Annotated in this window: 8 protein-coding genes and 1 pseudogene; 4 read left to right on the plus strand and 5 right to left on the minus strand. The window is 70.7% G+C overall.

Annotated features, from left to right (window positions below; genetic code table 11):
• The 4 genes from TFC3_RS16250 to TFC3_RS16265 form a co-directional block, all read right to left on the minus strand.
• Window positions 1–985, minus strand: a 985-nt coding sequence (locus TFC3_RS16250) for an ABC transporter transmembrane domain-containing protein (protein WP_255363767.1), incomplete at its 3' end; no start/stop codon positions are given.
• Window positions 982–2,616, minus strand: a complete 1,635-nt coding sequence (gene cydD, locus TFC3_RS16255; protein ID WP_067500562.1) for a thiol reductant ABC exporter subunit CydD — start codon at window positions 2,614–2,616, stop codon at window positions 982–984. The genes cydD and TFC3_RS16250, both read right to left, overlap by 4 nt.
• Window positions 2,613–3,617, minus strand: coding sequence for a cytochrome d ubiquinol oxidase subunit II (gene cydB, locus TFC3_RS16260; protein ID WP_067500563.1), 1,005 nt, complete (start codon window positions 3,615–3,617; stop codon window positions 2,613–2,615). Before cydB ends, cydD begins: the two co-directional genes overlap by 4 nt.
• Before the next feature lie 25 nt (window positions 3,618–3,642).
• Entirely contained in the window at window positions 3,643–5,031 is a 1,389-nt protein-coding gene (locus tag TFC3_RS16265; RefSeq protein WP_067500565.1) for a cytochrome ubiquinol oxidase subunit I, read from the minus strand.
• A gap of 333 nt (window positions 5,032–5,364) precedes the next feature.
• Between TFC3_RS16265 and TFC3_RS16270 the strand changes: the two genes are divergently transcribed.
• From TFC3_RS16270 to TFC3_RS16280, 3 genes are read left to right on the plus strand one after another with little or no spacing between them, the layout of a single operon-like run.
• The gene (locus TFC3_RS16270) at window positions 5,365–6,225 is read left to right on the plus strand and encodes a polysaccharide lyase (RefSeq protein ID WP_369819677.1); all 861 of its coding nucleotides are present in this window, start codon (window positions 5,365–5,367) and stop codon (window positions 6,223–6,225) included.
• A 22-nt stretch (window positions 6,226–6,247) separates the two neighbouring features.
• Window positions 6,248–7,351: a substrate-binding domain-containing protein gene (locus tag TFC3_RS16275; RefSeq protein WP_067500567.1), complete on the plus strand. Its 1,104-nt coding sequence runs from the start codon at window positions 6,248–6,250 to the stop codon at window positions 7,349–7,351.
• Between the two features lie 40 nt (window positions 7,352–7,391).
• The gene (locus tag TFC3_RS16280; RefSeq protein ID WP_067500569.1) at window positions 7,392–8,927 is read left to right on the plus strand and encodes an FAD-dependent oxidoreductase; all 1,536 of its coding nucleotides are present in this window, start codon (window positions 7,392–7,394) and stop codon (window positions 8,925–8,927) included.
• A 7-nt stretch (window positions 8,928–8,934) separates the two neighbouring features.
• On the opposite strand, the gene TFC3_RS16285 is transcribed toward TFC3_RS16280, so the two are convergent.
• Window positions 8,935–9,921, minus strand: coding sequence for a hypothetical protein (locus TFC3_RS16285; protein ID WP_067500571.1), 987 nt, complete (start codon window positions 9,919–9,921; stop codon window positions 8,935–8,937).
• A gap of 169 nt (window positions 9,922–10,090) precedes the next feature.
• Here TFC3_RS16285 and TFC3_RS16290 point away from each other — a divergent pair.
• Window positions 10,091–10,658, plus strand: a pseudogene (locus tag TFC3_RS16290) (glycogen debranching enzyme); the annotation flags it as partial.

Here is a 10,658-nt window from a genome sequence, read left to right on the forward strand (position 1 = left end):
GTGAAGCGGTCGATGCGATGGGCGCCGGGGTGCGCAGCACCCCGGCGAGCCGGTGCAGCGAGGCGCGGGCGGCCGCGAACCGTTGCGCTGCTGCGGGCAGCCCGGCAGCGGTCTCGAACACCGCCAGCGGGGTCAGCACGACCACGGCCAGCAGCTCCCCCGGCATGGTCCCGGACCGCACGGCCAGGGTTCCGGCGACCAGCCCGGCCAGCACGCATAGTCCGGTCGTCAGGGTGGTCACGGCCGCCGAAATCCCGGCCATCGCGCTGGATCGCTGCTCGGCGTGCCGCAACTGCGCATCCAGCCCGGCGAGGTGGGCCAGCCGGGCGTCGGCCACGCCGTACGCGACCAGGTCGGGCAGTCCGTGCAACAGATCCACCGTGCTGGTGGCCAGAGCCGCGCGCAGCGGAGCCAACCGGCCATCGGCACGCCTGACAGCCCGGCTCTGCAGCACCGGCACGGCAACACCGACCACCAGCAGCCCGGCAGCGAGCGCAATCCCGGCAACCGGCGAGCACATGGCGACCAGCAGCACCGAACCGATCCCCACCAGCGCGGCCACGGCGTACGGCAGCAGCACCCGTGTCAGCATGTCGAGCACGGCATCCACGTCGCCCGACAGGTGCTGGGCCAAGTCGGCGCGGCGATACCCGGTGAGCCCGGCCGGAGCGAGGTGCGTCAGGTGCGTCAGGTGCGCGAACATACGGGCCCGCAGGTGACCCAGCACCCGCAGAGCACCATCGTGGCCGGTCAGGCGTTCGGCGTAGCGCAGCACCCCGCGGCTGAGGCCGAAGGCGCGCACCGCCACGATGGCCACCATCAGGTGCAGCACGGGCGGGTGCAGCGCCGCGCGGGAGATCAGCCAGGCGGACACGGCCATGAGCCCGACCGCCGCACCGGCCGCGCCCGCACCGGACAGGACGGCGAGGCTCAGCCCGGCGGCGGCCGGGGCGGAAGCGTTACGCAGCAAACGAAGCCAGGTCATCGCGCGCCCACCGGCTGGCGCTGCAGGTCGATGACCCGCTCGGCCAGGGCGATCAGCTCGGACCGGTGCGCGGCCAGCAGCACCGTACGGCCGCGGGCGAGCCTCCGGATCGCTGCCATCACCTCTGCGGCGGTTCCGGTGTCCAGGTTGGCGGTGGGCTCGTCGAGCAGCACGATCGGGGCGTCACGCAGGAAGGCACGCGCCAGCGCAATCCGTTGCCGTTGCCCGGCCGCCAGCCCGGCGCCGTCATCACCGAGCACGGTGTCGTAGCCCTCGGGCAGCGCCGCGATGAAGCCGTCAGCCCCGGCCAGCCGCGCCGCGCCGGTCACGTCCACCCCCGGATCGGTCGAGCCGAGGGCGATGTTGTCCCGGATGGAGCCCGCGAACAGGTACGGCCGCTGCGGCACCCAGGCAATCGACTTCCGCCACGCCGCCTGGTCCACCGTTGTCAGGTCAATGCCCCCGGCCAGGATCCGCCCGGAGTCCGGCAGCACCAGTCCGAGGAGCACATTGAAGGCGGTCGACTTGCCGCAGCCACTCGCTCCGGTCAGCGCCACGACCTCGCCGGGGTTGATGGTGGCGGACAGGCGCAGCGCTTCACGGTCGCGGTAGCGCACGACCACGTTGTCGAAGACTATCCGGCCGGGCGGCGCGGCCGGAGTCACCGCAGCCGGGCCCGTCAGTGGAGTTTCGAGGATGGCGAAGGCTTCCTCGGCGGCGGCCAGACCCTCGGCGCTGGCGTGGAACTGCGCACCCACCTGCCGCAGCGGGAGATAGGCCTCCGGAGCCAGCAGCAGCACCAGCAGCGCGGTGGCCAGGTCGAGGTGGCCGGAGACCAGCCGCAGGCCGATGCCGACCGCGACGAGGGCCACCGACAGGGTGGCGAGCAGCTCCAGCACCAGCGAGGACAGAAACGCGACCCGCAGCGTTCGCATGGTGAGCCGGCGCTGCTCGGCGCTGATCCGCCGGATGATGGCGGCTTGCGCCCCGGCCCGGCCGAAGAGCTTGAGCGTGACCAGCCCGGCAACCACGTCGAGGAAGTGGTGCGAAAGCCGGGCCAGCAGCCGGAACTGACGGCGGTTGGCGGCCTCGGTGTGCCAGCCGACGAGCGCCATGAACACCGGGATCAGCGGCAGGGTCAGGGCGATGGTGAGAGTGGCGGTCAGGTCGGCCGGGAACAACCGGGCCAGCACGACCGCCGGGACCAGCGCGGCCAGCACGAGTTGCGGCAGGTACCGGGCGAAGTAGGCGTCGAGGGCGTCCAGGCCGCGGATGCTCAGCGCGGTCACCGCCCCGGTGTCCCGGCCGTGGCCCGGGCCGAGCGCCACCAGGTGGGCCAGGAGCCGACCCCGCAGCTCGCTCTTGACCGCGGCGGACGAACGCGCCGCGGTGGCTTCCTGGGCCCAGGACACCGCGGCCCGTCCGACAACCACCGCGGCCAGCCCGGCCAGCGCCGGGGTCAGCTCGGTCAGCCCGGCCCGGTGCAGGAACACCGCGGTGATGCCGTACGCGAGCAGGGTTGCCTGGGCGACGATGAGAACGGCGAGCACCACCCCGAGAGCCACGGTCCCGGCGAGATAGGTACGAGTGCCGCGCGCGTACCGCAGAAGTCGTGGGTCGAGAGGTTTCATGCGACCGGCTCCGGGATGTGCTCGACGGTCAGGCGCTTGCGGAACACCCAGTACGTCCAGCCCTGGTAGGCCAGCACGATCGGGGTGAAGGCGACAGCCACCCAGGTCATCACCCTCAGCGTGTACGGCGTGGACGACGCGTTGTGCACGGTCAGGCTGTTGGCAGCAGCGAGGCTGGAGGGCATGACGTCGGGGAACAACGTCACGAACAACGCGAACACGGCCAGCACGATGGTGGCGGCGGTGGCGGCGAAGGCCCAGCCCTCGCGGCGTACCCGGATGGCCAGGAACGCACCGGTCAGCGTGAGCGCGGCAGCCAGGCTCAGCACCGCGCCGACCGCATCGTGGTGGGTCAGGCCGGTCCAGAGCAGGAACGCCGCGGCTACGACGATCGCCGCGGGAGCCAGCCGGGCGGCGAGCGCACCGGCCCGCTCACGCATCTCTCCGCCGGTCTTCAGGGCCAGGAAAACCGCGCCGTGCAACAAGAACAACGTCAGCGTGGTGAGCCCGCCCAGCAGCGCGTACGGATTCAGCAGGGCGAAGAACCCACCGACGTATTCGTGGTCGGCGTCCAGGCGCACCCCGCGCACGATGTTGCCGAAGGCCACTCCCCACAGCACGGCCGGGACCAGGCTGCCGCCGATGATGCAGCGGTCCCAGCGCCGCCGCCAGCGCTCGTCGTCGCGTTTGCCGCGGTATTCGAAGGCCACGCCGCGCAGGATGAGCGCCACCAGTATGAGCAGCAGCGGCAGGTAGAAGCCGGAGAACAGGGTGGCATACCACTCGGGGAAAGCGGCGAACGTAGCACCGCCGGCCACCAGCAGCCAAACCTCGTTGCCGTCCCAGACCGGGCCGATCGTGTTGATCAGCAGGCGCCGCTCACGGTTGTCGCGGGCCAGCACGGCGAGCAGCATCCCGACACCGAAGTCGAAGCCATCCAGCAGGAAGTAGCCGGCCCAGAGGATCGCGATGAGGGCGAACCAGACGGTGGTGAGTTCCATTTTCCCTTGTCCTTGATTCTCTGGCTCAGTACGCGAAAGCCAGCGGGCGGTCGGGGTCATCGGTGGGTGCCTTGATCTCCGGGGCGCCCGCGCGGGCGTACCGGACGAACAAGCCGACCTCGACCACCGCGAGCACGCCGTAGAGCGCGGTGAGCACGATCAGCGAGGTGGCGACGGACCCGGCGCCGACCGACGGCGACACGCTCTCGGCGGTCTTGAAGACACCGAACACGCTCCATGGCTGCCGGCCCATCTCGGTGAAGATCCAGCCGAAGGAGTTGGCGGCCAGGGGCAGGCCGATGGCGGCGATCGCGGCCGGCCAGAGCCACCGGTTGCGCGGGGTACGGCCGCGCCGGGTGAACCAGAGGGCGGCCAGCGCCACCAGCATGGCCAGGCCCCCGAAACCGATCATGAGGCGGAAGGACCAGTAAGTGACGGGGATGGAGGGTTTGTAGTCGCCGGGGCCGTACTTCTGCTCGTACTGCTGTTGCAGGTTGTCAATGCCTTCGACCTCCCCGTCCGGGTTGCCGGTGGCCATGAACGACAGCAGGCTGGGCACCCGGACGCTGGCCACCTCCTGGCTGCCGTCGAGCGACCCGATCGTGAAGAGCGAGAAGCTGGCCGGCTGGGAGGTCTGATAGAGCGCCTCGGCCGCGGCCATCTTCATCGGCTGCTGCTCGGTCATGACGCGTGCCTGCAGGTCCCCGGTGATCAGCACACCGACTCCGGAGATCAGCACAACCAGGGCGCCGAGCTTGAGGCTGGGCCGGAACACGTCCGGCTGGTTGCCGCGCTTGAGGTGCCAGGCGCTGACCGCGAGCAGCACCGCACCGGCGGTCAGGAAGCACGCCGTGATGGTGTGCGGAAAGGTGACCAGCGTGGTCGAATTGGTCAGCACGGCGCTGATGCTGTGCAGCTCGGCCCGTCCGGTGTCCGGGTTGACCGCGTAGCCGACCGGGTGCTGCATCCAGGAGTTCGCGGCGAGGATGAAGTACGCCGACAGCAGCGTGCCGACCGAGGCGAGCCAGATCGTCGCCAGGTGCACCTTTTTCGGCAACCGGTCCCACCCGAAGATCCACAGGCCGAGGAACGTCGATTCCAGGAAGAACGCGAGCAGGCCCTCGATCGCCAGCGGCGCGCCGAAGATGTCCCCGACGAAGCGCGAGTAGTCGCTCCAGTTCATGCCGAACTGGAATTCCTGCACGATGCCGGTGACCACCCCCATGGCGAAGTTGATCAAAAACAGCTTGCCCCAGAACTTCGTGGCCCGCAGATATGTCTGCTTGCCCGTGCGCACCCACGCGGTCTGCAGGCCGGCCACCAGAGCCGACATCCCGATGGTGATCGGCACGAACAGGAAGTGGTAGACGGTGATGATCCCGAATTGCCATCGGGCCAGGTCGAGCGCATCCACGAGCGGTTCCTCTCCACAGGTACCCGCCGAGTCTGGCGATCTTCGCCGCGGTTGCTCAGGGCCAAAGGTCCCGACTAGCCAGGGCCTTCCGGCGCGCAGGGCCTTCCGGCAAGCAGGGCCTTCCGGCAAGCAGGGCAGCGAAGGGCGCGGGCAGGGAATGAAAGCGCTGACGGGGGCATGAATCGCCGGTCCTTGCGCGCCATGACGCGAAAACCGGCCGCCGGCTTGACGTGCGGGCGGTACCCGATCACGGTCGGCTGGACAGCGGCCGCCATCCCCTTTCCCCGGCGGGCGCGGTTCCCATCCCCCGAGCACGGAGGCATTCCCGTGACCATGCGAAGACTCGCGATCGCCGCGCTGAGCCTCACCCTGGTGACCATTCCGGCGGCGGCATCCGCCGGTACGACCACAGCAGCCGCGACACCGCCCGCCAACTCCTTCGAACGGCCCGCGGCCGGCAGCCCCTACACCCTGAGCCAATGGGCCGCCGACGGCTGGAGCGCGCCCTGGGAGCTGGGCATGAGCACCCGGACGACGATCAGCACCCAGGCCGCCCACAGCGGCTCGAAGTCGCTGCGGGTGGCCTACCCCAAGGGCCAGATCGGACCGGAGAACTCGGGCGCCCAAGCCCCGTTCCAACTGGCCAGGAACCGCGAGTACTTCCTGTCGCAATGGGTCACCTTCAGCTCGACCTTCAGCTGGGGCACCACGCAGTTCGCCGGCAAGGTCGGCATCGGCCTCGCCGGTGGCGCCTCGTGCTCCGGCGGCCAGGTCTGCGACGGCTACAACGGGTTCAGCTCGCGGTTCATCTGGCGCAGCGGCGGCCGTGCGGCGATCTACTACTACTCCATGGGCCACGCGGGCCAGTACGGCGACTACATCGACCTGAAGGCGGGCGGCACCGACCTCTACTGGCCGCGCGGGTCGTGGGCCAACGTGGTGCAGCGGGTCAAGGTGAACACCGTGAGCAATGGCAACGCCAATGCCGACGGCGAGCTGCAGGTCTGGTTCAACGGCCAGCTCGCCGCCAGCGCCACCGGGCTGCGGTTTGTGCGCAACGGCGACCTGGTCGACAAGGCTTACTTCTCGTCGTTCGCCGGCGGGGCGACAGCCGAGTTCGCGCCCAAGAACGACTCGTTCCTCTACGTCGACGACATCACCGTCTCCACCACCCGGCCGGCCTGGGCGTCCTGAGCCAGGCGCATCATGGACGGTCATGGATGGACAACGCGGCCCGGACCCCGCTGCGGGGTCCCGCAAGTTCCGGTTGCTCGCCGACCGCCTGCGCCGGCGCATCGCCGGCGGTGACTGGCCGCCCGGGGCTCGGCTACCGACCGAGCCCCTGCTCGCCGCGGCGCACGGCGTGGGCATCGGCACGGTCCGGCGCGCGGTGGGGCTGCTCGTGGCCGAGGGCGTCGTCGAGCGGCGGCAGGGCTCGGGGACGTACGTGCTGCGGGTGCCGATGGAGGCCGCCGGCACCCGGCGCGTGATCGGCCTGCTGGTGCCGTCCACGTCGTACTACTACCCGCAGGTCATCGAGGGCATCCGCGGCGAGCTGAGCGCCACCCGCACCGGCTTTCTGGTGGCCAGCTCCGGCTACCGGCCCGACCGCGACCTCGACCAGGTGGCCGACCTGCTCCTGCGGGGCGCGGACGCGCTGGTGCTCGTACCGAATCTGCATCTGGTGGCGGACCCGCAGCGCCATGTCGATGCGCTACGCGCTGTCCCGGTGCCCTGTGTACTGGTGGAGCGGCAGCCGCCGGCCCCGGACGACACGACGCCGTGCGTGGCCACGAATCATGCCGGTGGGGTTTACGCCGCGGTACGCCACCTCGCCGGACTCGGGCACCAGCGGATCGGCTACCTCGGGCGGCTGCGCACCGGCACGTCCGCTCTGATCACCGCGAGCTTCTCCCGGGCCCTCGCCGGGTTCTCGCTGACCCCGGTGCCCGGCGCGACGGTCTGCCGCGAGTCGTGGACGGAGCAGCAGCTCGCCGCGCTAGCCTCGGTGTTCCGCGACCGGCGGGTGACCGCCCTGTTCTGCCACGGCGACCACGACGCCGCGCGGCTCATCCGGCACGCCCGCCGGCTGGGCCTGCGCGTCCCGCACGATCTCGCGGTGGTGGCCTACGACGACGAGGCAACCGGCCCGGACGAGCCGGTGTTGACCTCGGTGTCGCCACCCAAGGCCGAGGTGGGCCGCCTCGCCGCCCGGATGCTGCTGAACCTGCTCGACGGCGGCGCAGCGGCCAGCGCGCAGCGTGTCGCCCTGCAGCCCCGCTTGATCGTGCGGCAGTCCTGCGGCGCGGCGACCAGATGAGCGCCGGGATTGGATCTTCGGCGGCGGGGCATCACGGAGCATGACTCTTCAGCGTCCGCCCGGCTCGGTCAGTCGTCACGCCCGCCGCCTGGTCCGGGTGGACCGGTCCTTGCCGCGCACGCTGGACCAGCCGGTGCGCACGGTCGTGGTCGGCGGCGGGATCGCCGGGATGACGGCGGCGCTGCTGCTGGCCGAGCGCGGAGTGGCGGTGACCGTGCTGGAACGCAATGACCCGCTGGGGGGCCGGCTCGCCGCGTGGCCGAAAAAGCTGGCCGACGGGTCCACTCAGATGGTCGGGCACGGCTTCCATGCGTTCTTCCGGCAGTACTACAACTGGCGTAGCATCCTGCGCCGCATCGACCCGTCGTTGTCGTTCCTGCGCTCGGCGAAGCACTATCCCGTGGTGTCGCGGGACTGGCCGGACGAGGACTTCGGCGGGCTGCCCGGCAAGCCCCCGTGGAGCCTGCTCGCGCTGGTGGCCCGCTCCCCCAGCTTGAGGCTGAGCGAGATGCGCGACGTCGACGGGCCGGCGTCGCTGGCGCTGCTGCGCTATTCGCGGGCGCGGACCTACCGCGAGTTCGACGGCGTCTCGGCGGCGGAGTACCTCGACCGGCTGGCCATGCCCGAGCGGGCACGGGCGCTGCTGTTCGACGTGTTCGCGCACTCGTTCTTCAACCACGCGGCGGAGATGTCGGCCGCCGAGATGATCATGCAGTTTCACTTCTACTTCCTGCGCAACGCCGAAGGGCTGGACTTCGACGCACCGGACGACGACTACCAGTCGACCATCTGGACCCCGCTGTGCGAGCGGCTGCAGGCGCTGGGGGCGGACATCCGTACCGGGGCCGTGGTGGACCGCATCGAACCGGGCTGGACCGTCACCCTGGCCGGCGGCGCCGCCGTCCGGGCCGAGCATGTCGTGCTGGCCACCGACCCGGCATCCGCCCGGGACCTGGTCGCCGCCTCACCTGGGCTGACCGCCCGCGCCCCCCGGCTGGCCGCCGGCATGGCAACGATCCGCACCACGGCGCCGTACGCGGTCAGCCGCATCTGGACCGACCGCGACCTCGCTGCCGGTCGCGCGGTCTTCAGCAGCGTGGCCCGCGAACCGTTGCTGGACTCAGTGAGCTTGTTCCACCGCGCGGAACGAGGCCCGGCCCTGTGGTCCCGGCGCACCGGTGGCGCCGTCGTGGAGCTGCACGCCTACGCCGCCGATCACCGCCTCGACGCGGGCACCGCCAGCCGCGACATGTGGTCGCAGCTCACCGCCATCTGGCCGGAAGCCCAGGGTTTGACCGCGATCGACAGCGACACCCGGATCGGCTACGACGCCCCGGCCTTCGACGTGGGCAGCGACGCCACCCGCCCGGGCGTCGCCACCGATGCCGACGAGCTGTACCTGGCCGGCGACTGGGTACGCATGCCGTTCCCCAGCGCGCTGATGGAACGCTCGGCCGCATCGGCCACGCTGGCGGTGAACGCGATCCTGGGCCGCTACGGTGTGCGCCCGGTGCAGGTGTACTCGGTTCCGCCCCGGGGACTGCTGGCGCCGGGCCTCGCCTCCCGGCAGGGCTGATCGTGGCTCACGCGGACGGCAGGGCGACTCCCATCAGGCGCGGACGACCCAGCTTGCGAAAGTCCCGCCGTACGATCTCAGCTGCCGAAACCACCACCACTTCGCCCTTGGTCGGCTCGTAGAACAGCGCGCCGCGCGCGTCATGGCGCACCAGCAGCACGTAGTGGCGGGGGATCACGTCGCCGATCAGGAACGGCACCGGGTAGCCCTGGCCGGCGGCGGCGAACGCGCGCCGCAGCACCGCGGTGTTGAGCAGCGGGATGTCCCCCACGGTGGGGATCCATCGGTAGTGTGCGCCCAGGCCGGCCGGATCGCGGTTGAGGCGCTCGGTGACGCCCCACGGCGGAGTGCCGGCAAGCTGTGGCCAGAGCAGGCCGGTTTCGTCGTGCACCCGCCGTTCCTCGGTGCGCAGCCGGGTCGAGAAGCGCTGGTCTGACTCCTCGGCGGTGCCGGGCCGGCCGCCGGTGGTCAGCCACAGCGCGTACAGGGGGTCCACCAGCACCCGGGCGACCACGATGGCCGTCGAGCCGCAGGTGGTTGCGTCGTACTGGCTGAGCAGGTTGGCCCGGAACAGCACCGGGCCGCTGGCCGCCGGGTCGACCGGGTTCAGCCGGCTGCTCAGCCAGCGCCGGGACCGCCCGGCGATGACCGCGGCGAAGGCGGTGACCTCGGCCATCGAATGCCCGGCGGCGAAAGCCTCGGCCACGTAGCCCTGCGTGTCCGGCGACGCGGCGGCCAGCACGGCGTCGAGGTGCCAGCGTTCGGCTACCGGAAGCTGGTCGCGGCGGGCCACTGCCCGTACCTTCTGGGCGAGGCTGAGGGCCCCGGTGCGCCGGGTCACCACGCCGAGTTCGCCGGAGCGGCTGAGCATGGCGTCGAGGTGCCCTGCCGATGGCAGGCGGAGGTCGTGCGGCAGCCGGCTGACCGATCCGGCGCCGGTCAGCATGGTCAGCAGCACGAGCAGCCCGAGTCCGCTGTACTTGAGTGAACGCATGGCTGCTCCTCAGGTTTCGCGGGCCCGGGACGGCTACCCGTTACGCCGGTCGATACGCCTGATGGCCGCTGCGGATCCGCAGGACGGTGGGACGTATCAACAGCAGCCAAATGGGTATCCGGCCTCGACAGTCGCGCCGTCAGCGCCAAGGATGAAGAGTAGGTACACGATGAGAATCTGGCCCGGTTCGCCGTATCCCATGGGTGCGGCTTATGACGGCGGCGGGACCAATTTCGCGCTGTTCTCCGAGGCTGCCGAGCGGGTGGAATTGTGCCTGTTCGACGATGACGGCACCGAGACGCGGGTTGACCTGCCCGAGCGTGAGGCCCTGGTCTGGCACGGCTATCTCCCGCGGGTGGTGCCTGGTCAGCGCTACGGCTACCGGGTGCACGGGCCCTACGACCCGGCGCGGGGACTGCGGTGCAACCCCAGCAAATTACTGCTCGACCCCTACGCCAAGGCGATTGACGGGCACAACGACTGGAACGAGTCGCTCTTCTCGTACCGTTTTGGTGATCCTGACGCTTTCAACGACTCGGACTCCGGCCAGTACGCGATGAAGTCGGTGGTGGTGAGCCCTTTCTTCGACTGGGCGAATGACCGGCCGTTGCGCATTCCGTGGCACCAGACCGTCATTTATGAGGCTCATGTCAAGGGTATGACCGCGCGTAACCCACTGGTCCCCGAGGACGTACGCGGCACCTACTCCGGACTCGCCCACCCGAAAATGATCGAAC

The organism is Actinoplanes sp. TFC3, assembly GCF_001553785.1.
Classification (GTDB): domain Bacteria; phylum Actinomycetota; class Actinomycetes; order Mycobacteriales; family Micromonosporaceae; genus Actinoplanes.

Coding starts and splice junctions, on each gene's coding strand:
- TFC3_RS16270 (WP_369819677.1), top strand. CDS start 5,365: ATGCGAAGACTCGCGATCGCCGCGCTGAGCCTCACCCTGGTGACCATT.
- TFC3_RS16285 (WP_067500571.1), bottom strand. CDS start 9,921: ATGCGTTCACTCAAGTACAGCGGACTCGGGCTGCTCGTGCTGCTGACC.
- cydB (WP_067500563.1), bottom strand. CDS start 3,617: ATGGAACTCACCACCGTCTGGTTCGCCCTCATCGCGATCCTCTGGGCC.
- cydD (WP_067500562.1), bottom strand. CDS start 2,616: ATGAAACCTCTCGACCCACGACTTCTGCGGTACGCGCGCGGCACTCGT.
- TFC3_RS16280 (WP_067500569.1), top strand. CDS start 7,392: ATGACTCTTCAGCGTCCGCCCGGCTCGGTCAGTCGTCACGCCCGCCGC.
- TFC3_RS16275 (WP_067500567.1), top strand. CDS start 6,248: ATGGATGGACAACGCGGCCCGGACCCCGCTGCGGGGTCCCGCAAGTTC.